General features: G+C 35.7%; 22 protein-coding genes. 11 read left to right on the top strand and 11 right to left on the bottom strand.

Going from position 1 to position 22,723, the window contains the following annotated elements; genetic code table 11:
- Nucleotides 1–45 precede the first annotated feature (45 nt).
- The 6 genes from AC5YGG_RS13980 to AC5YGG_RS14005 form a co-directional block, all read right to left on the bottom strand.
- Complete coding sequence (locus tag AC5YGG_RS13980) at nucleotides 46–1,080, bottom strand: phosphotransferase enzyme family protein (protein ID WP_496145083.1); 1,035 nt, start codon at nucleotides 1,078–1,080, stop codon at nucleotides 46–48.
- On the bottom strand, nucleotides 1,071–1,979 hold the full coding sequence (locus AC5YGG_RS13985; RefSeq protein WP_496145084.1) for a sugar phosphate nucleotidyltransferase: 909 nt from the start codon (nucleotides 1,977–1,979) through the stop codon (nucleotides 1,071–1,073). The genes AC5YGG_RS13980 and AC5YGG_RS13985 overlap by 10 nt, the downstream gene beginning before the upstream one ends.
- Complete coding sequence (locus AC5YGG_RS13990; RefSeq protein ID WP_496145085.1) at nucleotides 1,969–3,366, bottom strand: Gfo/Idh/MocA family protein; 1,398 nt, start codon at nucleotides 3,364–3,366, stop codon at nucleotides 1,969–1,971. Before AC5YGG_RS13990 ends, AC5YGG_RS13985 begins: the two co-directional genes overlap by 11 nt.
- Nucleotides 3,367–3,745: 379 nt before the next feature.
- A complete protein-coding gene (locus AC5YGG_RS13995) occupies nucleotides 3,746–4,819 on the bottom strand; it encodes a serine hydrolase domain-containing protein (protein WP_496145086.1) in 1,074 nt (357 codons plus the stop codon).
- 60 nt (nucleotides 4,820–4,879) lie between these two features.
- Nucleotides 4,880–5,572: an AIM24 family protein gene (locus tag AC5YGG_RS14000; RefSeq protein ID WP_066696301.1), complete on the bottom strand. Its 693-nt coding sequence runs from the start codon at nucleotides 5,570–5,572 to the stop codon at nucleotides 4,880–4,882.
- 29 nt (nucleotides 5,573–5,601) lie between these two features.
- Nucleotides 5,602–6,294: a hypothetical protein gene (locus tag AC5YGG_RS14005; RefSeq protein ID WP_496145087.1), complete on the bottom strand. Its 693-nt coding sequence runs from the start codon at nucleotides 6,292–6,294 to the stop codon at nucleotides 5,602–5,604.
- Nucleotides 6,295–6,470: 176 nt separating this feature from the next.
- Between AC5YGG_RS14005 and queA the strand changes: the two genes are divergently transcribed.
- The 5 genes from queA to AC5YGG_RS14030 all read left to right on the top strand — a co-directional run bounded on the left by queA (nucleotide 6,471) and on the right by AC5YGG_RS14030 (nucleotide 11,789).
- Entirely contained in the window at nucleotides 6,471–7,520 is a 1,050-nt protein-coding gene (queA, locus tag AC5YGG_RS14010) for a tRNA preQ1(34) S-adenosylmethionine ribosyltransferase-isomerase QueA (RefSeq protein ID WP_496145088.1), read from the top strand.
- Between the two features lie 71 nt (nucleotides 7,521–7,591).
- On the top strand, nucleotides 7,592–8,626 hold the full coding sequence (gene rlmN / locus AC5YGG_RS14015; protein WP_496145145.1) for a dual-specificity RNA methyltransferase RlmN: 1,035 nt from the start codon (nucleotides 7,592–7,594) through the stop codon (nucleotides 8,624–8,626).
- Between the two features lie 75 nt (nucleotides 8,627–8,701).
- Nucleotides 8,702–9,649 (top strand): sterol desaturase family protein, encoded by a 948-nt coding sequence (locus tag AC5YGG_RS14020; RefSeq protein ID WP_496145089.1) that lies wholly within the window; start codon nucleotides 8,702–8,704, stop codon nucleotides 9,647–9,649.
- A gap of 210 nt (nucleotides 9,650–9,859) precedes the next feature.
- Nucleotides 9,860–10,738, top strand: coding sequence for a hypothetical protein (locus AC5YGG_RS14025; RefSeq protein WP_496145090.1), 879 nt, complete (start codon nucleotides 9,860–9,862; stop codon nucleotides 10,736–10,738).
- A 73-nt stretch (nucleotides 10,739–10,811) separates the two neighbouring features.
- On the top strand, nucleotides 10,812–11,789 hold the full coding sequence (locus AC5YGG_RS14030) for a polyprenyl synthetase family protein (RefSeq protein WP_496145091.1): 978 nt from the start codon (nucleotides 10,812–10,814) through the stop codon (nucleotides 11,787–11,789).
- A gap of 1 nt (nucleotide 11,790) precedes the next feature.
- Here AC5YGG_RS14030 and AC5YGG_RS14035 read toward each other — a convergent pair whose 3' ends face one another.
- Entirely contained in the window at nucleotides 11,791–12,084 is a 294-nt protein-coding gene (locus AC5YGG_RS14035; protein ID WP_496145092.1) for a hypothetical protein, read from the bottom strand.
- Between the two features lie 137 nt (nucleotides 12,085–12,221).
- On the opposite strand from AC5YGG_RS14035, the gene AC5YGG_RS14040 reads away from it, so the two are divergent.
- Nucleotides 12,222–14,654 carry an alpha-ketoacid dehydrogenase subunit alpha/beta gene (locus AC5YGG_RS14040; protein ID WP_496145093.1) on the top strand — a complete coding sequence of 811 codons (2,433 nt, stop codon included), beginning with the start codon at nucleotides 12,222–12,224 and terminating at the stop codon, nucleotides 14,652–14,654.
- 418 nt (nucleotides 14,655–15,072) lie between these two features.
- On the opposite strand, the gene AC5YGG_RS14045 is transcribed toward AC5YGG_RS14040, so the two are convergent.
- Nucleotides 15,073–15,453, bottom strand: coding sequence for a winged helix-turn-helix transcriptional regulator (locus AC5YGG_RS14045; protein ID WP_496145094.1), 381 nt, complete (start codon nucleotides 15,451–15,453; stop codon nucleotides 15,073–15,075).
- Between the two features lie 168 nt (nucleotides 15,454–15,621).
- On the opposite strand from AC5YGG_RS14045, the gene AC5YGG_RS14050 reads away from it, so the two are divergent.
- Complete coding sequence (locus tag AC5YGG_RS14050; RefSeq protein ID WP_496145095.1) at nucleotides 15,622–16,683, top strand: NADH:flavin oxidoreductase; 1,062 nt, start codon at nucleotides 15,622–15,624, stop codon at nucleotides 16,681–16,683.
- Nucleotides 16,684–16,869: 186 nt separating this feature from the next.
- On the opposite strand, the gene AC5YGG_RS14055 is transcribed toward AC5YGG_RS14050, so the two are convergent.
- Together AC5YGG_RS14055 and AC5YGG_RS14060 are read right to left on the bottom strand one after the other, a co-directional pair.
- Nucleotides 16,870–17,031 carry a bacteriocin-like protein gene (locus tag AC5YGG_RS14055; RefSeq protein WP_496145096.1) on the bottom strand — a complete coding sequence of 54 codons (162 nt, stop codon included), beginning with the start codon at nucleotides 17,029–17,031 and terminating at the stop codon, nucleotides 16,870–16,872.
- A 47-nt stretch (nucleotides 17,032–17,078) separates the two neighbouring features.
- The gene (locus AC5YGG_RS14060; protein ID WP_496145146.1) at nucleotides 17,079–17,231 is read right to left on the bottom strand and encodes a bacteriocin-like protein; all 153 of its coding nucleotides are present in this window, start codon (nucleotides 17,229–17,231) and stop codon (nucleotides 17,079–17,081) included.
- Nucleotides 17,232–17,464: 233 nt separating this feature from the next.
- On the opposite strand from AC5YGG_RS14060, the gene AC5YGG_RS14065 reads away from it, so the two are divergent.
- Entirely contained in the window at nucleotides 17,465–17,896 is a 432-nt protein-coding gene (locus AC5YGG_RS14065) for a hypothetical protein (RefSeq protein WP_496145097.1), read from the top strand.
- Between the two features lie 106 nt (nucleotides 17,897–18,002).
- Here AC5YGG_RS14065 and AC5YGG_RS14070 read toward each other — a convergent pair whose 3' ends face one another.
- On the bottom strand, nucleotides 18,003–19,205 hold the full coding sequence (locus tag AC5YGG_RS14070; protein ID WP_496145098.1) for a C1 family peptidase: 1,203 nt from the start codon (nucleotides 19,203–19,205) through the stop codon (nucleotides 18,003–18,005).
- 327 nt (nucleotides 19,206–19,532) lie between these two features.
- Between AC5YGG_RS14070 and AC5YGG_RS14075 the strand changes: the two genes are divergently transcribed.
- The 3 genes from AC5YGG_RS14075 (at nucleotide 19,533) to AC5YGG_RS14085 (ending at nucleotide 22,719) form a co-directional block, all read left to right on the top strand.
- Complete coding sequence (locus tag AC5YGG_RS14075; RefSeq protein ID WP_496145099.1) at nucleotides 19,533–21,551, top strand: vWA domain-containing protein; 2,019 nt, start codon at nucleotides 19,533–19,535, stop codon at nucleotides 21,549–21,551.
- A 117-nt stretch (nucleotides 21,552–21,668) separates the two neighbouring features.
- Entirely contained in the window at nucleotides 21,669–22,172 is a 504-nt protein-coding gene (locus AC5YGG_RS14080; protein ID WP_496145100.1) for a GbsR/MarR family transcriptional regulator, read from the top strand.
- A gap of 181 nt (nucleotides 22,173–22,353) precedes the next feature.
- A complete protein-coding gene (locus AC5YGG_RS14085) occupies nucleotides 22,354–22,719 on the top strand; it encodes a hypothetical protein (protein ID WP_496145101.1) in 366 nt (121 codons plus the stop codon).
- Nucleotides 22,720–22,723: the final 4 nt, after the last annotated feature.

Consider the following 22,723-nt stretch of genomic DNA (forward strand, 5'->3'; position numbering starts at 1 on the left):
TAATATTGTATTTCTTTTTACTTAAGGAAAATAAAAGATCTGAAATCATTCACTTCCCAAGAATTCTCTTAAACCTTTCAGTAGCTCCAATTGATTTTTCGTTCGGTCCAGATTATGTTCCGGATATTGGGTAGAGTAATAGGTGCTTCCGTTCAGATAATCAGTTAGAAAACGAATTTCCTGAATATAAATAGCGACCTGTGCAGCATAATCAAGGCTCATAATTTCCTGAGGAGTCAGTTTTTCTTTTAAATAGAACAAGAATCCTTCTTTTACAGCCTTATACATTTCCGGATTGAAATTGTTTATAGCACTTCCGTCGTCTTCGAGCGTAGTATTCGTATAGGATTGGATCATTGTTCCAAAATCATATAAAATAGTTGAGATCATCATTGTATCCAGATCAATAACTGCTAAAGGTTTATGATTTTGATCGAAGAGGATATTGCTGATTTTTACATCTGCATGAATAATTCTTTTGGGAATCTGATTGTTCTTCTCCATTTCAATCCATTGATCAGGCAAGGATAGAAACTGGTTGGTGATTTCTATTTCTGCTTTTGCTTTTTCTTTTAAAGAAGGAACTGCATTTTCCAGTGCACTTTTATAATCTGCAACTCTTTTCTCAAAATTAAGAAAATTGGGAAGAGAGTCTTCAATAGCAGGAAGGTTTTCAGTATTTACAGTGTTAAGAAAATAACTGAATGCTTTAGCTGCTTCAAAAGCTGTTTGTAAAGATGGTGCCGCAAGGAAGGTTATGCTGTTTTCTATAAAACTTAACATACGCCATGAATCTCCATTGGCATCATTTACCAGAAACTTGTTCGTTAGAGAAAGAACGGGTTCTATAATTTGAAGCTGGTAATTATTGGATTGAAGAATTTCATTAATCATTAAATGATTATTGACAATCACTTCCGGTTGTTTGAAAACATGAGTATTGATTTTTTGAAGAATAAATTTTTTTGCCCGATCTTTATCTTTCAAAAGATAGGTGGTATTGATCAATCCGTCAGTAATAGGAGCGAGCTCATAATTATCCGTCCCGATAAACTCAATTACAATAGTATTTAACTCCATAAATTTTCAGGATATCTGTTTTTTTGAATTTCTGCCATCAGAAAATCTTTAATATGTTTTTTATCATCGGCGTACGTTACTCCCATCCATTGAGAAGGAGAAGCTTTAACCTTTACTCTTACGTTGTTTTCATCCATCATTCTTTGTACCGCACTCGGAATATAAAATTCATGTCTGGATGTAGGATCAGACTCTATAAAATCATAGAAATAAGCTTCCAGAGAGCAGAAAATATGAGGATTAAAAATGAAAAAATTCATGGAAACCAAAGTGTCAGGATCCAGTTTTATGTTTTCGCCGTTTTTAGTATAAATAATAGAGCCATTAAGCCTTTGAATAGAAGTTTGTTCCTCTACCCGAACCAGATAATTTTCAGCATCTAAAGTACATATTCCTCGTGCTACAGTTCCATGACCGCTCAGTGTTGTACCTACAGGATAAGCAATCATCCCGAATTCAGAATCGGAAATATGATGGTGATCAATTTCATGGGCAGCAAGCAAATAAGCTTCTTTTCCATAAAAATCATCCGCATTGATCATAATAAAAGGTTCCTGTATGGCATATTTTGCACATAAAACAGCATGCGCAGTTCCCCACGGTTTTTCGCGTTCAGGATAATCAAAACCCTGCAAAGGAATACTGTTCATTTCCTGATATACCCAATGCAGCTCAAAACCTTTTGCTTCAGAAATGACATTCAGTCGTTCAATATAACTTTGAGGAATTAATGAGTTGACAATAATAACCACTTTTGAGAAACCTGCTTCCAAAGCATCATAGATAGAATACTCCAGAATGGGCGAACCATTATCAAGTATCCCATCCACCTGCTTCAATCCTTTATAGCGACTGCCTAATCCGCCTGCTAATATGAGTAATGTCTTCTTAGAACTCATCAGTCATTCCAAATACAGGTTTACGGGTTTTCCATTTTCCGTTGGTAAAATCAGGTATTTCAACTACCTGACCTCCCTTAGCAATAGACTCTTCACTCAATGGAGTAATGGAATACCATAGGGCAAGGTCATAGACATCCATCGGGAACTCAATATTTCTTTTGATACATTCAATGAAAGTATTCATGACGAAGAAATCCATTCCACCATGTCCGGCACCTGCAGCAACGTTTTCAAACTTCTTCCACATCGGGTGATCATATTCTTTCATCCATTTTTCCGTATTATCCCAACGGTGGGTGTGATTCATTGTTTTTTCAAAGTAAATATGTCCTTGATTAAAATCTCCCCATCCGAAATCCTGCCACAATCCATCAGTTCCCTGTACACGGAATCCAAGATCATAAGGTCGTTGTAAGCTGGTATCGTGAGTTAAGAGTATAGTTTCCCCGTTGGCACAGGCGATTTGTGTAGTGACAATATCTCCCTGATTGAATTTTACCTTTGCATTCGGGTGGTTTTCTCCACCTTTGGCATGTTCTACAATATATTTATGCAATCCTACAGACTTTGATGAGAAAGAAGAAAGCCTTGTTAAGCGGTTTCCGCGGTTAATATCCATCATCATTGCAATAGGTCCTAATCCATGCGTAGGATAAAGCTCCCCGTTACGTTTTACATAATGCTCTGTTCTCCATTTCGCTTCACTGAACCCTTTTTCTCCAAATTCAGCTCCGGAATTGTAAGGAGTAACTCCATCATTGAAAAGTACACCTCTCAGATCATGCTGATAGCCGCCTCTTCCATGCACCAATTCCCCGAACATTCCTTTACGCACCATATTCAGAATTGCCATTATATCTCTTCGGTAACATACATTTTCCATCATGAAAATAGGAACTTTCGTTTCCTCATATACTTTCACAAATTCCCAGCAATCCTCAAGCTTGATGGCTCCGGAAACTTCCATTCCCACAATCTTTTTAGCACGCATTGCCTCTACACCCTGTGTAAGGTGCCACTCCCATGGAGTTGCAATCACAACCGCATCTATCGTTTTTAATTTCAGGAGATTTCGGTAGTCATATTCACCATTAGAAAATTCCTGGGCTGCCGATTTATTATTGTCTTTAAGAATTTTTTGAGATGCAGCCAGCATTCTCTTATCCGGATCAGCAAACGCTACAATCTCTACATCATTACGTTTTGCCAGTAATTTTACGTGTTCCTGACCACGAAGACCTACCCCGATAAATCCTACGCGAACCTTTTTATCTGTTTTAAAATCATTGGAATAAGCAAACATGGAATTGGGCAATACCAATGCACCAAAGCTTGCCAGTGCAGCCGTTTTAATGAAACTTCTGCGGGAAGTATTATTCTCCATCTATTTTTTTTCTAAATATATTAAATCTTTTGTAAATCACGATAGGGTGGGAGAAGGGTGTGGGGAGAGTTTGAGTGTGTGAGTTTTTGAGTGTTTGAGTGTGTGGGAATTGGAGTGGGAGCGTTTTTCGGGTAATAGATATGGGGATGAGAATCCCTGATGGAGAAAATTAATGTTTTAGTATAAGGAAGATACTGAATGGCTTATTATAGCTTCTGGAAAAACAATCATCTCATTATATGATCATTCCCATCTTTTGGAGGGGTGGCAAAAACTCTTTGAATTTTTGACGGGTGGTTAATAAAGGATTAAACTTATATAAAATTCACCATTCACTTGCGGAGCAAAATTGACTATTGATCTCTAAATCAAAAATTAATCACTGCCCATAGTAAGCTTTAATCAGTTTTTCCCTCATTTTATTCAGGTATTTGATGTCTTTTGTATTGGAAAGAATGATTAAACTTAAGTTCTTATCAACCAAATGTACCCAGTTAGCGCTATGTCCATAGCCCTCTCCCTGCCGTTCTGCAAATATTGTATTCATGGTACCGAACTTTTTAGGATATACCCAGAAGCCTAATGCGGTGTCTTCTAACTTTTTGTCAGCAGTAAGCATAACCTCCAAGGTCTTTTTATTAAATAATACCGAATTAAATACTGCCTGATCAAAAACTAACAGATCCTTGGGAGTTGAATACATCGCTCCGGCAGAATAGAAATTATCAATATAGCTATTGGTGGGCATATAGAGAGCGAACGGATCGGATGGTTCTGCAAAATATCCTTCATCTATATTTTTAATAATATCATTATGATGAAGAAAACCCGTACCTTCCATTTTAAGAGGAGTCAATATTTGCTCTTTGAGAACCTCTTCAAAAGGTTTTTTATAGATTTTTTCAATAATTTTCCCCAGCAGGATGAAATCCCCATTATTGTAACTGAATTTTGTTCCGGGTGGATCTATCAGTTTTTCAGAAAGATAAGTAGTGATAAAATCATCAAGATTCCAGATGGTATTATCATAAGCCTGATGAATAAGTTCCGGTGAGCTGATGTCTTTATTTTCTCTGCCGCTGCTGTAAGTAAGCAGATTTCTGATGGTTGCTTTTTGCGCTGCTTCTCCTTTATATTCCGGATAATAGGTGGCGATGGTTGCCTCTAAATCAATCTTTCCCTTTTCATAAAGCTGCATGATTAATACGGTTGTAAATGTCTTTGTAAGTGAGAAAATGTGAAATCGTGTTTCATCAGAAAAAGGAATGTCATAATGCCTGTTGGATAGCCCTTTGTAAGTAAGTAGTTCAGTTTTTCCATTTTTGGCTAATAGAACCGAACCGTTAAAATTATCTTCTTTCACACACGAATCGATGACTTGCTCTACTTTCTGTATCTGCGGGTAGGCTGCACTGATGATCATCAAGAATAGCCCTGATAGGATATTTTTCATAGGTTCGTAATATAAGTGTAATGAACTGAATTACTTACTTCAAAGATAGCTATTTATGAATTACTTTTCCATATAATATACCTCCTCATAAGGTTGAATAAGTACCCATCCGTGTCCTGAGAATTTCATTTGAAACTCTTCACCACTTCCTCTTCCGATAAGGCTTTTAAAAGAAACGTTTGTCTTCAGTTCCGGGCTGAGATTTCCGGACCATGCAACCGTAGCATTAGGATCAGTGAAAACAGGAGTGTCAGGCGTTACCAGTAAAGTTAAAGGATCTCCGTGGGTTGTAATCGCAATATGCCCCGTTCCTGAAAGTTTTACCTGAAAAAGACCGCCAGACATCATGCCTGCAATGCTTTTAAGCATCGTGATATCACTTTTTACACTTTGCTCATGAGCTAAGACATCATTACCATTCACACATACAGATTCATTATTCAGGTAAAGGATACGAACCTTCTTCCCGGAATCTGCTACATATAATTTTCCCGTTCCTTCAGCCTTCATCAATTTACTTCCTTCACCACTGATGGCTTTCTTCAAAAGATTTCCGAGACCACCGGCTAGCATTCCCTGTCTTTCAAAATTAATATTTCCAACGTAGCTTACCATACTTCCTCTTTTTGTCCATACCGCCTGATTATTAAGATTGATTTCTAAAAGATGCTTTGTTTCCAGTTCAAAATAATCCCTCTGCTGCGGATTCTCCTTCGTCTCATTGATAAACGCTTCAATTGAATATTTGCTCATAATTATAATTTTTTAATTTGTTATTTGTATTACTTTAGTTTGCAGAGTTTATACTCCCGCTTGTTACTTTTAGGATTCAGATCTACAAATTCATATTCTTCAAAATTAGCAAGATTAGCCTTGAATATTTCAGTGGCTTCTTCTATGGTCCAGGTTTGAGGATAATGAAATCCGTCGAACTTTACATTGAAAATCTGTGCTTTGAAGTCATGGCAAAACTCATTCTCGCCAGAATAGCCCAACGCTATTTTACCAGTCCAGATGATATCATATTCATTATTATCTTTCTTTGAAAATCGAATTTGATGATCTGCGCAGCTATCGTGTCCCAGCAAATAAATACTAAAGTCGAGATCTTCATCATCAAGATCCTGTCCGGAAGAAAGGTTATTGCTGAAAATATCATTTTTAACAATCTCATCGAAATTTAGTTTTTCACCAGGTACATTCATTCTGATTCCTCTTTTTTCACCCCAATAATTTGACGATAAAGTGCAGGCATGATAGTTTTTCCATACTGTTTTGGAGTTCCAATCAGACATATCTTCATCTTCTTCCTCAATGTTTTCATCATCATTTGCATCATAATCTTCAGTTTTTAAATGAAAATCAAAGCTGATAAACCCATATGTATCAATTCGTCCGCTCCAGATAAATGATTCAATTGCATGTCCGTTAGGATACGGATTATCAGTGAAATATATTTTACTTATACACTCCATAGTTCATTTCAATTTTTCCAAAAATACTATTTTTATGCTTTAAAATTTCCCGTAAAATCACGGTTTTATATTTGAATCAAAAATAATACTTGACAAAGGGGTATTCAATGTCGTATATTTGCACTCCGAAAATTACACCATGTAATTTCAATAATTTTTAAACCGTAATTTAAAAAATGAAAACATCAGATTTTAATTTTGATCTTCCTGCGGAATTATTGGCAGAACACCCATCAGAGCACAGAGACGAAGCTAGATTAATGGTACTTGATAGAAAAACACAAACTATCGAGCACAAATTATTCAAAGATGTAGTGGATTATTTTGATGAAGAGGATTTGTTTATCTTCAACAATACTAAGGTTTTCCCTGCACGTCTTTATGGAAACAAAGAAAAAACAGGTGCTAAAATTGAAGTTTTCTTATTAAGAGAACTAGATAAAGAAACAAGAGTTTGGGATGTTTTAGTAGATCCGGCAAGAAAAATCAGAATTGGTAACAAATTATTCTTCACAGAAGACGAATCTTTGGTAGCTGAGGTTATCGATAATACAACTTCAAGAGGGAGAACGTTAAGATTCTTATTCGACGGTTCTTACGACGAATTCAGAGCAAAACTTAAGGAATTAGGAGAAACTCCACTTCCAAAATATATCAAAAGAGCAGTAGAGCCGGAAGATGCAGAAAGATACCAGACCATCTATGCTAAAGTAGAAGGAGCAGTAGCTGCACCTACAGCAGGTCTTCACTTCTCTAAGCACCTGATGAAGAGATTAGAGATCAAAGGGATCAATTTTGCAGAAGTAACGCTTCACGTAGGATTAGGAACTTTCAACCCAATTGAGGTAGAAGATCTTTCTAAGCACAAAATGGAATCTGAAGAGATCATCATTGATGAGAAAAATGCTGCTATCATCAACAAAGCAGTAGAGTCTCACAGAAGAGTTTGTGCAGTAGGTACTACTACAATGAGAGCATTAGAAACTTCTGTTTCTTCAAACAAAAAAATCTCTGCTTTCAACGGATGGACAAATAAATTCATTTATCCGCCTCACGATTTCGGAGTTGCTAACTCAATGATCACGAATTTCCACACACCGAAATCTACATTAATCATGATGATTGCTGCATTTGCTGGAAGAGATTTCATCATGCATGCTTATGAAGAAGCCGTAAAAGAAAAATATAAATTCTATTCTTACGGTGACGCAATGTTAATTCTATAAAAAAGATATTAGGTAAAAGGTTGCAGGTAGTAGTTACCTGTAACCTGAACCCTAAAATCTACAACCTTACAATGAAAGATATCCGTACATTATCACTAGATCAGCTTAAAGATTACTTTGTATCTTTAGGAGAAAAGCCGTTTCGTGCGAAACAGGTCTATGACTGGCTATGGAGCAAAAATCTCCACTCGATCGATGAAATGACGAATCTTTCGAAACCTCTTCGTGAAAAAATTGCCGAAGAATATACCATTAATCCTGTTTCCGTAGATCTTCTTCAAAAAAGTACCGACGGAACCATCAAAAACGGAGTGAAACTTCACGACGGATTGCTGGTGGAATCTGTTCTTATTCCTACAGAAACAAGAACCACAGCCTGTGTATCCTCACAGGTAGGCTGCTCATTGAACTGCGAATTCTGTGCTACTGCAAAACTGAAAAGAATGAGAAATCTTGAAGTTGCTGAAATTGTAGACCAGGTAGCTTTAATTGATAGCCAGAGTAGAATGTATTTTGACAGACCTCTTTCCAATATCGTATTCATGGGAATGGGAGAGCCAATGATGAACTACAAAAATGTAGTGGAAGCTATCCGAAAAATTACCCAGCCGGAAGGATTAGGAATGTCCCCAAGAAGAATTACGGTGTCTACTTCAGGAATTCCCAAAATGATCAAAATGCTTGCTGATGATGAATTGCGTGTAAAACTAGCTCTTTCTCTTCACTCAGCTATTGAAGTTAAGCGTAATGAGATCATGCCTTTCTCAGATAAATTCCCGTTAACAGATATCATGGAGTCACTTCAATATTGGTATCAGAAAACCGGTTCAGTAATCACTTTCGAATACTGTGTATGGAAAGGAATCAATGATGGAGACGAAGATATCAAAGCTTTAATCAAATACTGTAAACAGGTTCCTTCAAAAGTAAACCTCATCCAATATAACCCAATCGGGGACGGAAAGTATGACCAGTGCAACAAACAGGCTGAAGAAAATTATATCAGACAGCTTGAAAATGCAGGAATTACAGTGATGGTCAGAAGAAGCCGTGGAGGAGATATAGACGCTGCCTGCGGACAGTTGGCAAATAAAAACGCTGATTAAAATTTCCTTAAAAAAAACTTAAAATTCTCTTAAGACATAGCCTAAAACCCTACCTTTGCACAAAATTATTTTGTGATGATGGATTTTTTTATGAGTGAGGACGGGTTAGAAAATGTTTATGCGTGGTCTATTCCGTTGCATGCTACTGTTATTTTAGCTGAAATGATTTATAGCCATGTTTCCGAGGCGAAATTATATAGTGGAAAAGATCTTGCAACCAATGTTTATCTTGCTTTGATGAACTTCGGTCTTGACCTTATCATGAAGGCGTTTGCAATGGGGGTAATGTTTTTCTTTTACAACCACAGACTTTTTTCATGGGAGTTTAGCATCTGGTATTTACTGGCTTGTTTTATAATCACAGATTTTGCGTACTATGTGCTGCATTATGTAGACCATCGTTCCAGAGCTTTCTGGGCTGTACATATTACACACCATAGTTCAGAATACTTCAACCTTACCACAGGATTCAGAAGCCCTGTATTACAGCCGCTTTACAGATATTTATACTTTTCACCATTAGCTTTCTTAGGATTTAATCCTTGGCATATCATGGTAGCTTATGCTATCGGACAGGTATATGGAACATGGGTGCATACCCAAACTGTAAAAAGCATGGGATTCCTTGAATATATTCTGGTAACACCTTCTCACCACCGTGTACACCACGCTTGTAATATTAAGTACCTCGATAAAAACATGGGAATGTGCCTGATTATTTGGGATAAAATTTTTGGAACCTTCCAGAAAGAAGACCCTAATATTCCTGTGAAATATGGTATCTATCCAAAAATGCCGGATAACAGACCAGATACTGTTCTCTTCTACGAATGGAGAAAAATATGGAAAGACCTGAAACAGCCGGGATTAAAATTTACTGACAGAATCAATTATATTTTTAATTCGCCGGGATGGAGACATGACGGAACCGGAAAAACGGTGAGACAATACCAAAAAGAATACTTTGCAAAACAGGCTCAAAAAGAGCAGGCAAAGAATAAGAAAGAGCAGAAAACTGCTTAATTTATATTTAAAACAATAAAAATCTCTATAGAAGGACGGGCTTTGAGCTCGTCTTTCTGCTTTTTAGATACTTGTAAGATAAGTAAAAGAAATTACGTTCGAATATATACAGTATTTGTGTATTCTTTATCTTATTTATACATCATCCTTAGATACTTAAAATATCAATCCGGAATCTTTCATTTAAACTAAAAGCCCTATTTTTGTCTCATGAAAAGAACATTTCTGTTATTGGCTTTTCTTGCCTTTCAAACTGCATTTTCTCAACAAACAGATTTCCTGAAAATCAAAAAATACAGAGTCAGCCGCTTGGATGATAAAATCCAGGAAACTTCCGGACTGAATATTTTTAACGGAAAGCTCTACACTTTTAATGATAGTGGAAACGCTCCTGAACTCTATGAGATCAATAAAACCTCAGGAGAAGTGATTAAAACTTTAAAAGTAAACGCAAAAAATACCGACTGGGAAGCGTTAACCAATGATGGAAGCCATTTTTATATCGGTGACTTTGGGAATAATGACGGAAGCAGAAGACACCTTACTATTTATAAAGTTCCTTTTCAGGGAGACAGCATACAAAATAATCTGATAAAGGAAATTAAATTTCATTATCCTGAGCAGACAGACTATAAATCGAGCTATTATAATACTGATTACGATGCCGAAGCGATGATATTTGCCCACGGAAAAATTCATTTGTTTACCAAAGAATGGGTATCAAAATCTACGGCACATTATATAATTGATCCTGAAAAAAATGAAAAACAGGATGCTGTAAAGGCTGAAGATTATAAAACGAATTTCATGGTAACCGATGCAGCATACTTTGATAGAAAGCTTTATTTGGTGGGGTATAGCAAGAAAACAGAAGTTTTTATGGATGTTTTTACAGAAACAGAACCAGGCATTTTTTTCAAAGAAAAACCGAAACATTATTACTTAGGAAGTGCTTTGTCAATTGGTCAGATTGAAGGAATTGCCGTAGACGAATCCGGAATTTCCATTTCGGGGGAAAAATTTAAATCTCCGCTGGGAAGTACAAAACCGGCACTTTATTTTATCCCAAAAGAACAATTCAAAGATTAATTATCCTTTACAATTGAGCGAAAAAAATTATCTTTGTGAGAATTAATAATTATTCACCCAGCATTCGCAGATTTTGGCAAATACAGTAGAAGAGATTAAACGACCAATCAATGAGGAAATGAAACTTTTCGAGCAGAAGTTTTATGAATCGATGCAGAGTAAAGTAGCTTTATTAGATAAAGTAACCCGTTTTATTGTTACCACCAAAGGAAAACAGATGCGTCCGATGTTTGTGTTTCTTTGTGCTAAGCTGGTAGGAGATGTTACAGAAAAGACCTATCGCGGAGCTTCCATGATTGAATTGATCCATACCGCTACCCTTGTACATGATGATGTAGTGGATGAAAGCTTTAAACGTCGTAATTTTTTCTCTATTAATGCTTTGTGGAAGAATAAAATTGCCGTTTTGGTAGGAGATTATCTGTTATCAAAATCAGTTTTATTATCTACAGATCATAAAGATTATGACTTGCTTGGTGTAATCTCAAGAACCATCCGTGAAATGTCTGAAGGTGAGCTTCTTCAATTGGAGAAAGCGAGAAAGCTGGATATTACCGAAGATGTCTATTATGAGATCATTCGCCAAAAAACAGCAACTTTAATCGCTGCATGTTGTGAAATAGGGGTTTTATCCAACAGTACAGATGAAGTACTTGCCAAGAAAATGCAGGACTTTGGAACCTATACAGGGATGGCTTTTCAGATCAAAGATGACCTTTTCGATTATCTGAGCTCCAATGTAATTGGTAAACCTGTAGGAATTGATATCAAAGAACAGAAAATGACTCTGCCTTTGATCCATACTCTTAAAATTGCCAATGAAAAAGACAAAAAATACTATTTCGATACGATAAAACGTTATAATAATAATCCAAAACGAGTAAAGGAGTTAATAGAATTCGTTAAAAGTTCTGGTGGGTTAGAATATGCAATTACTGTAATGAAAGACTTCCAGCAGAAAGCAAAGGATATTTTGAATGAATTCCCGGATTCTGAAGCAAGAAAATCGTTACATATTATGCTGGATTATGTAATTGAGCGAAAATTTTAAATTAAATAATTTTCAGGGTTACAATAATAACGGCTAAAACTATACAAAATAAAGCGGTTAAAAATAAATAATCCGCAATACCTTCAAACGTATATTCCCGCCTTTCGCTTTTCGTTCTGATCGCCAGAAATGAAAAGAAGCAGCTGCATGCAAATAAGATGCAGGCAAGTCCTGCAAATTCATCCAAATACGTATTGTGGCTGATCTTGGCGATTTTTAGAGAGGTCATAATAATCAATGAAAATCCTAAAAGATTACTCGATGCATTCAGAATATGGGGTGACTTTTTTTCCATCTTTTACAAATTTTTTCAAAATAAAGCACAATTTTTTTTATTATCAAATTTTTAAAAAAGATTATTAAAAATTAAAATTAATTTAAAAAGTGTATATTAGCAAAATACTTGAAGAACAAAAACTTTTTTACTTAGCTATGCAAACAACCTATATTGAAACACAGCAAATATCCTTTCAAGATTTTAAAAATCAGATACTTGAAGATTACAAGTTAGGAAGGATTTCTCGTGAAATGTCTTATCTCGGAAGGAGAGAAGTACTTACCGGAAAAGCTAAATTCGGAATTTTTGGGGATGGTAAGGAACTTCCTCAGCTGGCAATGGCGAAGGTTTTCAGAAATGGAGACTTCCGTTCAGGGTATTATAGAGACCAAACTTTTGCATTGGCAATTAATGCTTTAACGGTTGAAAGTTTCTTTGCACAAATGTATGCTGATACAAGCGTGGAAAGAGAGCCGGCTTCAGCTGGAAGACAGATGAACGGACACTTTGCAACAAGAAGTTTAAATGAAGACGGAAGCTGGAAAGATTTAACGGCACAGAAAAATATATCTTCCGATATCTCTCCTACAGCGGGACAAATGCCAAGACTATTAGGACTAGCTCAGGCATCTACAATATATAAGAGTGTAAAATTTGACGGTTCTGAGAAATTCTCAAGAGAAGGAAATGAGATCGCTTTCGGAACAATCGGGGATGCTTCTACTGCTGAAGGTCATTTCTGGGAAACGTTAAACGCAGCATGTGCGCTTCAGGTTCCTATGATTGTATCTATCTGGGATGACGGATACGGAATTTCAGTTCCTACTAAAAACCAAAGAGCAAAAGCTGACATCAGTGAAATGCTAAGCGGTTTCCAAAGAAAAGAAGGTGAGAACCAGGGATGTGAGATTATTCAGGTAAAAGCTTGGGATTACCCGGCATTATTGGATGCTTATGCTAAAGCTGAACATTTTGCAAGAACAGAAAGTGTTCCTGTTGTAGTTCACGTGGTAGATGTTACCCAGCCTCAAGGACACTCTACATCAGGATCTCACGAAAGATATAAAAATGAAGCACGTTTAGCTTGGGAAGCTGAGTTCGACGGATTGGTAAAATTCAAAGAGTGGATTCTGAACTATTCTATTGAAATTGATGGTAAAGAAGAAGTAATCGCTACTGCTGAAGAATTAGATGCCATTGATGAAGAAGCTAAAAAAGCAGCTAAATCAGGACAAAAAACAGCTTGGGATAACTACCAGGGGGCTATTAAAGAATTAATTCAGTCTGTTGTTCCTTTAGTAGAAAACCTTAAAGGTCAAAATACTGAAGTGGAGGCAGCTCTTACTCATTTCAATAAATTAGTTACAAAAGCTAAGAAAGATGTATTCCATTTAGCCAGAAAAACTTTATTGGCAACAAGAGGTACTGATTCTGCAGAGAGAAACCAATTGATGCAAAAATACAACGAAGTAGCTGAAATTGAAAAAGACAACTACTCTTCACACTTATACTCTCAGTCTGAATGGAAAGCTGAAAATATTAAAGAAATCAAGCCTGTTTACTCAGACAATTCTGAAGATGTGGACGGAAGAGTTGTGATCAGAAACAACTTTGATAAAATATTTGAAAAATATCCTGAAACATTGATCTTTGGTGAAGATACCGGAAACATTGGTGACGTAAACCAGGGATTAGAAGGTATGCAGGAAAAGTATGGTGCGCTACGTATTGCTGATACAGGAATCCGTGAAGCTACTATTCTTGGACAAGGAATTGGTATGGCAATGAGAGGTCTGAGACCAATCGCTGAAATTCAGTATCTGGACTATGTTCTTTACTGCTTACAGGGAATGAGTGATGATCTTGCCACTGTACAATACAGAACAAAAGGAGGTCAGAAAGCTCCATTGATTATCAGAACAAGAGGGCACAGATTAGAAGGAATCTGGCATTCAGGTTCTCCAATGGCGGGAATTCTTAACCTTTCAAAAGGTATTTTAGTATTAGTACCAAGAAACCTTACAAAAGCAGCCGGATTCTACAACACAATGCTTCAGGCAGACGAACCAGCGATCATCGTAGAATGTCTGAACGGATACAGATTAAAAGAAAAACAGCCTGATAACTTAGGTGAGTTCACTGTTCCGGTAGGTAAAATTGAAGTGACAAAAGAAGGTAAAGACGTTACTTTGGTAACTTATGGTTCTACATGGAGAATCGTAACAGAAGCAGCTAACGAGTTGGAAAAACTTGGAATCTCTGCAGAAGTAATCGATATCCAGTCATTGATTCCTTTCGATTTATCTCACGAAATTGCTGAAAGTGTAAAGAAAACAAACAGATTAGTAGTAATCGACGAAGATGTGGAAGGAGGAACAACAGGATTTATCCTACAACAGATCTTAGAAAAGCAAAAAGCTTTCAGATACTTAGATTCAGATCCGTTGACGATTTCTGCTAACGATCACAGACCAGCTTATGCAAGTGATGGAGACTACTTCAGTAAGCCATCTACAGACGATATGGTAGAAAAGATCTATGCCATGTTTAATGAAACCAATCCTCAGAAATATCCTGCGATATTCTAATTAGGATTTAAGATAAATAAAAAACCGCTTTCAAATGTTGAAAGCGGTTTTTTTTATTTAGAATTTATGCTCTTGGTTGCAAATTATAAAATGTGGGATCAAAGCGCAAAAGTTGTGGGCTTAAAATATTTAGATCTGTTTAATTTTAAAATCTACCGCAAAGGATTTCTATTATTTGGTGTTGTATTTTAGGAAGCAAAACTTGAATCAATTGTATTGATTCTTTCTAAGTGTACGCGTACCTACATCACTTCATCAGTGACTTTTGTGGCTTTCTTAGCTCCTTATCAACAATCAATTCCATCATGTCTTTGCGTGTAAATAAAATGTTCTTTCCGAATAGAAATCCGTGCATTCGTAGCAAAATAGCATTAAGCTGTATAAGAGGTGAAAAATATATATGTGACATTATGAAACATTATACATTCACCGCTTTCTTTTTTTCTTTATTCATCACACAATCTTCAGAATACTGTCCTTTCACCTGATATTTCGCTTCCCATTCTTCCAACAGATATAAAATAGGCAATAGCGCCAATCCTTTTTCCGTAAGAGAATATTCTACTCTTGGTGGCAGTTCTTTAAATTCTTCACGGATCACTAAACCGTCAGTTTCCATTTCGCGTAACTGATCCGTTAATACCTTTCTGGAGATCACATTAATACGTACAGCAAGCTCCCCAAAACGTAATTTTCGGTCTTTAATTACCAGTACAATAATGGGTTTCCATTTACTTCCCAAAGCAGCCATTGCTTTTCCTAGCGGGCAGCTGTATTGCATTAATTCATTCTTTTTCATAGAGATACGCTTGTTATTATGATGTCATGTAGAGTTAAAATGGCAAACGTTACTTTAATGTTACTAATGTAAGTTACTGCGAAGTTACCACTATTTTTTCAATAAAAGATACAAAAACAAACTATTATTAGTTACTTTGTGTAACAATTATAAAATACATATTTAAATATGAGTACATCATCATTATTTAAACCGTTTCAATATAAAAGTTTAGAGCTTAAAAACAGAATCGTAATGGCTCCTATGACCAGAGCACAGTCTGATAATGGCGTTCCTACCCAGAAAATCGCAGATTATTATGGAAGAAGAGCTGCTTCAGAAGTAGGATTGATTCTTTCAGAGGGAACTGTTATCAATAGACCAGGGTCTAAAAACTTACAGAATATTCCTGATTTTTACGGAAATGAAGCGCTAAACGGCTGGAAAAATGTAATTGATACCGTACATAAGAACGGTGGTAAAATGGGACCCCAGATCTGGCATGTTGGCGACACTAGAATGTCTGAAGATTATCCTTTGGTTGCGATGGAGAAAGCTTCCACAATGACTCTTGAAGATATTCAGGATACCATTGCACAGTTTGCAGCTTCTGCAAAATCAGCAAAAGATCTTGGTTTTGACTGTCTTGAAATTCACGGCGCACATGGCTATCTTATTGATCAGTTTTTCTGGGAAGTAACCAATACAAGAACAGATGAATATGGAGGGAAAACGCTAAAGGAAAGAAGCAGATTTGCTGTGGAAGTAGTAAAAGCAATCAGAGAAGCAGTAGGGGAGGATTTTACGATAATTCTTCGTCTTTCACAATGGAAACAGCAGGATTATAAAACAAAGCTGGCTCTTACGCCAAACGAAATGGAAGATTGGTTATTGCCTTTAAAAGAAGCCGGAGTAGATATTTTCCACTGTTCACAGCGTCGTTTCTGGGAACCTGAATTTGAAGGATCAAGTTTAAACTTTGCAGGTTGGGCTAAGAAAATTACAGGGCAGCCAACCATTACTGTAGGTTCTGTAGGGTTAAACGGAGATTTCCTGAATGCTTTTGCAGGACAGGGAACTGAAAAAACAGATCTGACTGAACTGATCAAAAGACTGGATAATGAAGAATTTGATCTTGTAGCCGTAGGACGTGCTATTTTGCAGGATTACGAGTGGGTAAAGAAGATCAAAGACGGCAATACAGCAGATATTTCGGACTTTACAGCAGAAAGTATGAGCGTATTATTTTAATATGATGAATGAAAGTAAATAAATTTCGTAGTTGATTTTTAACAGCATATTTTATTCACTAACGAAGTAAAGTTTACGATTTACTATTCATATTAATCATCATAATTCACTTTATTTTATATTTAATTTTCACCTATTTATTAAAGAAACCCGCCTTCAGAAATTCTGAAAGCGGGTTTTATGTTTTTAAAATCTGCAATAGGTTTCTGCCATTTCGCAGGTCCAGTAGCTCGGTCCTCCGTTTTCACCTTTATGATGGCAGGCAATTTGTCCTTCTCCACATTGTGGAGCATTCCCACCCTTGATTTTCTTTAATTCTGATTTTACTAATTTCTTTAAATTTTTCATAGTTAATAGTTTTCAGTATTGAGATTTCTTTTCAATTAGATAGTGCATTATTCACATTCCTGTGTGGTTAAAATACATCTCCAACGAGCGCGCCCGCCAGAAAAATATAAACAAGGAGTTGTGTCTGCTGGGCAGTCTGGAGCATTTCCTCCATTAATTTTCTTTAATTCTGACTTTGCTAATTTTCTAAGGTTTTTCATGTTGTAGTGATTTGTTAGTGGTTGCAAATGTAATATTTTTTATGAATACTGCAAGGTTTTTATTTGGATTTTGAAATAAGTATAAGTTAATAGTATTGTGTCATTTTTTCTTTTCTTTGTTAATCAATTTATATTCGAAAAAAGAGACTTTAGAAACAGTTATACTATTCGGATGATCATAGAAGAGAAGCAAAGAGAAATTAAAACTAAAACTATTATATTTAAAAATGAAGATGATGAATTACATAAGCATTGTATCTTTTTCAATTTTGATCAGTACATTTTCCTGTACCAAAACAGACCATAAACCTGTTGTACAAAAAACGGAGCAGAATCAGAAAATAAAGGCAGATACGGTAATCACCACATCAGCTGTATTATTGCTGAGCCCTGATGAAAAAGAGATAGAAGAAATGAAAAAGAAACAGGGAGAAGATAACTTCTATACCATTGCTGATGATGCCAATTATTATTCAGCAGAAATATATGAAGCTGCTCCCAAAACCATTTATTTTAATCATAAAACAATTGATTTTCCGAAAGAAAACTATGTCTTTGACAAAGATAAATTTGAAGATAAATGGGTAGTTATTGATTATAAGGAAGGTTCTCAACCTAAAATATACTCTTTGGTAGACTATCATCGCCTTATAACCGAAAAGTAATCTTCTGATAGATAAAAATAAACGCGCTCCCAATAGTAAAGGAGCGCATTTTTTAACAGATTTAAATATCTAAAACTGTCATATTAAAAATGACAGAAGTGATTTCTTACAAACCAATGTTTTTTGTTGGCTTTAACTGCTTTAAAATACTTTTTGGAATTGCATTTTTGTGAACCAAAATAGCAGTCGATTTGTACTCTACATAGGGTCTTGTTACATAAAGATATCCTGCGAAGTCATTCGTTACTCCCCAAGAATTTTTTACCATATAATATTCTTTACCCGTCTGGTCTTTTGCCAAACCTACGATGTGCATACCGTGATCATCTGTTGTAGAAAGATTATTAAGTGCTTTCTGACGCATATCTTCAGTGATGGTTTTATCTTTTTTAGGTTCCGTAAACAAAGTTTGTTTGTTATCCGCGTTGATCTGGTCTAAATCCATATCCGGAACATAAGCAACACCATTTTTGTAAGAGAAGTAAGGCTCAGAAACGTCCGTTGCCCAACCTACAGAATATCCTTTATTTACAGCATTATCAATAATTGCTGTAAGATCTTTCATTGGAACATTCCAGTCAGAATCATGGCTCCAGTTATCAGGAATCGGAACTACAAATTTTTGGTAATACGCATAATCTTTGTAAGAAGATAGTTCTACATAATCCTCAGCATTGATCCCTACTACTTCCTTCGCAAAAGTTTTAGGCGTGTAGTTTTTCCCTTCATACGTGAAGTTTGCAGGTACTTTCCCTAGATATTCATCAAGAATAGCATCTACAGAATCCATCCAGTTGTCTGTAAGTTTTCCTTTAGAAGATGCCTGAACAAGGCTGTCAAGAACGGGCTTCAGTTTTCCTTGCATTTCCTTGAAATTATTGGTGGTTTGCCCAGGTTTTAATCCTGAATAAACATCCTGAGGAACTGCACCGTATTTTTTGTACATATTAATTACATCATGTAATTCTCCTCCGTCACCCCAGCTGATAGCACCGTTATTTAATACATATAACTTCGCTTTATCATGATAAGAGTTTCTTGCAGTAAAAATTTCAGCAAGATCTACAGGTTTTTTGCCCATTCTCTGCATTTCAGATTCAAGGAAAGAATTTCCTGAGTAGCTCCAGCAAGTTCCTGATGAACCCTGGTTCTTTACAGAAGTAGCTCCAACGTCTTTTAACGTTGTGAACTGAAAATTAGCATTTTGTGAGTGGTTGTTTTTTAACTTATTGATTAAGTCATCTTGGGCAAACATCATACTTCCTGCAGACAAAACAAAAAGTAATGATGCAATTTTCGCGTTTTTCATTACTATAAAAAGATTATTTGTATTAATAGTCGTTCATATTACAGATTTGTTACAACAGGAAAAGTTAAATTTAAAATGAAAGTTTTTTGTTGAAAGATGAAAAAGCTGAGAATGACTTATAAGGCTTAGAAAGTAAATGATGAATTGAAATTTATGGAAGGACATGAATGATAGTGTATTGCAGAGTAAACATGAAATCAGTTTTTGTTTTCTGCTCTATTCTTTTTCTTTGCTACTTTCTAATACTAAAGAGGGAAATTTTTATTTTTTTAAATTATTTATAGGGTTTAGATAAATTTTAATAATTTCCCCCAGAAATTTATAACCATGAAAAAAACTATTATAACCGTTTTAGGGCTTATCTTGTTGGTAAGCTGTAAAACTCAAACTGTTTCAGAACCATCCTCAAAAACTACAAAATACAGTATACGAAAAGATAAAGATCAGGATGGTATCCCCAATAAAGAAGATCATTGTCCTGAAGTAGCAGGTTTAGCTGAGTTTAATGGCTGCCCGGATACAGACGGAGATGGAATAGCTGATAAAGACGATAGCTGTCCGGATGTAGCAGGACCATCTGAAAATAATGGTTGTCCTTGGCTCGATACCGATGGAGACGGAGTGATTGATAAAGATGACGCGTGTCCTACAGTCACAGGACCTCCTGAAAATAATGGCTGTCCATGGCCCGATACCGATGGAGACGGAATTTTAGACAAAGATGATGCTTGTCCTACTGTTCCGGGACCTCCTGAATATAATGGCTGCCCGAAACCAAAATCATTGGTTGCTCTGGAGATCAACAGTTCAACGAGGACCTCAAGACCCAATACTAAACAAGGAAAAAACAATAATAGACAAGAAAGAGAAGTAAGAATCGTTAAAGAAACGATTAAAAATGGCGCCAAAAAAGGTAATTATAAAATTAATTACAATGACGAAGAATATGCATCGTTAGTAGAAAACCCATTTGAGCTGACGAAAAATCAACCTTTGTCAACCTTCTCTATTGATGTAGATAATGCTTCCTATTCCAATATCAGAAGAATGATCAATTATGGAAGTAAGGTCGACAAAAATTCGGTAAGGGTAGAAGAGATGATCAATTACTTCACTTATGATTACCCACAGCCGAAAAATGATCAGCCATTCTCTATTAATACAGAATATAGTGATGCTCCTTGGAACTCTAATCACAAATTATTAAAAATAGGACTTCAGGGCAAAAAAATGTCTATGGATAATCTTCCGCCCTCTAATATTGTGTTCCTGATAGATGTATCAGGTTCTATGGATGCTGAAAATAAACTACCACTTTTAAAATCATCCCTCAAAGTCTTATTAGATCAGCTTAGACCTCAGGATAAAGTAGGAATTGTAGTGTATGCCGGAAGTGCCGGAGTGGTATTGCCATCTACTTCCGCTGCAGAAAAAGAAACCATTATCAAAGCTTTGAATACATTACAGGCTGGAGGAAGCACTGCCGGAGGAGAAGGTATTGAACTGGCTTATAAGCTGGCTCAGGAAAACTTTATCAAAGGAGGAAACAACAGAGTTGTATTGGCTACAGATGGAGATTTTAATGTGGGACCGTCTTCTACAAGTGATCTCGAATCTTTGATTGAGAAAAAAAGAGAAACCGGAATTTTTCTTACCTGTCTTGGGTATGGAATGGGGAATTATAAAGACAGCAAAATGGAAACACTTGCCGATAAAGGAAACGGAAACTATGCCTATATCGATAATATGCAGGAAGCGAATAAGTTTTTGGGCAAAGAATTTACGGGCAGTATCTACACTATTGCTAAAGATGTGAAAATCCAGATCGAATTCAACCCTACGTGGGTGAAGTCATATCGATTAATTGGGTATGAAAACAGAAAGCTTAGAAATGAAGACTTTATTGATGATAAAATAGACGCCGGTGAATTAGGAAGTGGTCATACTGTTACAGCTTTATATGAAATTATTCCTGTGGATGTAGAGTCTGAATTTCTTCCAAAAGTAAATAAGTTAAAATATTCTGCCGTTTCATCAAATACAAAAAAATATGATGACGAGCTTGCTACTGTAAAATTCAGATATAAAAAACCGGATGGAGATACAAGTATGGAGATCAGTGAAGTGATTAATAAAACAGAAGTACCTTCCGAGAAGATAAGCCCTGATTTTAAATTCGCATCATCCGTAGCATGGTTCGGATTGGTTTTAAGAGACTCAAAATTAATTAAAGATAAAGATCTTAATACTATAAGTACACTTGCAAAAGAAGGGAAAAGCGATGATAAAGAAGGATATAGAAGTGAATTTATGAGATTGGTAGAAACTTATAAATCTATTAAGTAACCATAATAACAGGCATTCACATCGAATGTCTGTTTTCTTTTAAAATTAATTTTCAAAAATTATTGAAAATTCAAAAATTATCATTACATTTGTATCAGGAATTTAAAGTAAAACAACATGCAACTTTCAGAAGCCAAAGAAAAATACATTCAAACCTGGGGAACCTTTGCTACCAATTGGGGAATCAATCGTACAATGGCACAGGTACATGCATTGCTTTTGGCAAGTGGAAAACCATTATCTACAGACGAAGTAATGGAACAGTTGGAAATTTCAAGAGGGAATGCCAATATGAATCTTCGGGCTCTGATCGATTGGGGAATTGTCAGAAAAGAATTTATAAAAGGTGACAGAAAAGAATACTTCGTTGCCGAAAAAGATGTTTGGTATTTGTTTAAACAAATCACTAAAGAACGAAGAAAGAGAGAAATAGAACCGGTAATTTCCTTTCTGGAAGAACTTAAAAATATTGAAGATAACGATACGGAAGAAGCTCAGGAATTTATCAAGCTCATGAATGATTTCAGTTCTGTAACCGGTAAAATCAATAATATCATGGATTTGGCTATAAAAAGTGATGATCACTGGCTGGTAGGCAAAATTACCAACCTGCTAAAATAGAACAGAAAGGATGAAAGTCCTTTTTTATTTCAATTAAACTTTCAAAAATTATTGAAAATATAATATTTTTAAAATGTTTGAAAAATGAAAACATTAATCTTTAAGATCTGGATGTACATTACCTTCCGATCAAAGCATAAAAGAACCAGAGGAGATTTTCTTAACCTTTAAAATAAATACCATGAAAAATTTTATTAAATATGATCTTTATGTACAGCTATTCTTCCTTATAATCGGATGTCTTGGCATTGCCATTAAAGGCTGGGATGGATGGATATTGTTTTACTTGATTGTGGGAATTCCTCAGCTAATCAGTTTTTTTATCAAAATTTTTTTAAAAATCAAAATATCACGACTTTTCCTGATTTATGGAATAGCAATACTGCCGGTTTGGATTTCTATACTCTTTATAATAACAATTGGAGCTGATTATCCTATTACAACTACTCCAGCATATATTATTTTAATGGCGGCATTTTTCTATAGTCCTTTTATGGCATTATTGTACATTATTGAAAGTCATAATATGTACCAATCTTTAAAATAAATAC

Source organism: Chryseobacterium sp. CS2K3 (assembly GCF_059515185.1).

Coding starts and splice junctions, on each gene's coding strand:
- rlmN (WP_496145145.1), top strand. CDS start 7,592: ATGAAAGATATCCGTACATTATCACTAGATCAGCTTAAAGATTACTTT.
- AC5YGG_RS14080 (WP_496145100.1), top strand. CDS start 21,669: ATGCAACTTTCAGAAGCCAAAGAAAAATACATTCAAACCTGGGGAACC.
- AC5YGG_RS14005 (WP_496145087.1), bottom strand. CDS start 6,294: ATGGAGTGTATAAGTAAAATATATTTCACTGATAATCCGTATCCTAAC.
- AC5YGG_RS14055 (WP_496145096.1), bottom strand. CDS start 17,031: ATGAAAAATTTAAAGAAATTAGTAAAATCAGAATTAAAGAAAATCAAG.
- AC5YGG_RS14075 (WP_496145099.1), top strand. CDS start 19,533: ATGAAAAAAACTATTATAACCGTTTTAGGGCTTATCTTGTTGGTAAGC.
- AC5YGG_RS14065 (WP_496145097.1), top strand. CDS start 17,465: ATGATGAATTACATAAGCATTGTATCTTTTTCAATTTTGATCAGTACA.
- AC5YGG_RS14040 (WP_496145093.1), top strand. CDS start 12,222: ATGCAAACAACCTATATTGAAACACAGCAAATATCCTTTCAAGATTTT.
- AC5YGG_RS14035 (WP_496145092.1), bottom strand. CDS start 12,084: ATGGAAAAAAAGTCACCCCATATTCTGAATGCATCGAGTAATCTTTTA.
- AC5YGG_RS14000 (WP_066696301.1), bottom strand. CDS start 5,572: ATGAGCAAATATTCAATTGAAGCGTTTATCAATGAGACGAAGGAGAAT.
- AC5YGG_RS14020 (WP_496145089.1), top strand. CDS start 8,702: ATGATGGATTTTTTTATGAGTGAGGACGGGTTAGAAAATGTTTATGCG.
- AC5YGG_RS14050 (WP_496145095.1), top strand. CDS start 15,622: ATGAGTACATCATCATTATTTAAACCGTTTCAATATAAAAGTTTAGAG.
- queA (WP_496145088.1), top strand. CDS start 6,471: ATGAAAACATCAGATTTTAATTTTGATCTTCCTGCGGAATTATTGGCA.
- AC5YGG_RS13985 (WP_496145084.1), bottom strand. CDS start 1,979: ATGAGTTCTAAGAAGACATTACTCATATTAGCAGGCGGATTAGGCAGT.
- AC5YGG_RS13990 (WP_496145085.1), bottom strand. CDS start 3,366: ATGGAGAATAATACTTCCCGCAGAAGTTTCATTAAAACGGCTGCACTG.
- AC5YGG_RS14045 (WP_496145094.1), bottom strand. CDS start 15,453: ATGAAAAAGAATGAATTAATGCAATACAGCTGCCCGCTAGGAAAAGCA.
- AC5YGG_RS14025 (WP_496145090.1), top strand. CDS start 9,860: ATGAAAAGAACATTTCTGTTATTGGCTTTTCTTGCCTTTCAAACTGCA.
- AC5YGG_RS13980 (WP_496145083.1), bottom strand. CDS start 1,080: ATGGAGTTAAATACTATTGTAATTGAGTTTATCGGGACGGATAATTAT.
- AC5YGG_RS13995 (WP_496145086.1), bottom strand. CDS start 4,819: ATGAAAAATATCCTATCAGGGCTATTCTTGATGATCATCAGTGCAGCC.
- AC5YGG_RS14085 (WP_496145101.1), top strand. CDS start 22,354: ATGAAAAATTTTATTAAATATGATCTTTATGTACAGCTATTCTTCCTT.
- AC5YGG_RS14070 (WP_496145098.1), bottom strand. CDS start 19,205: ATGAAAAACGCGAAAATTGCATCATTACTTTTTGTTTTGTCTGCAGGA.
- AC5YGG_RS14060 (WP_496145146.1), bottom strand. CDS start 17,231: ATGAAAAACCTTAGAAAATTAGCAAAGTCAGAATTAAAGAAAATTAAT.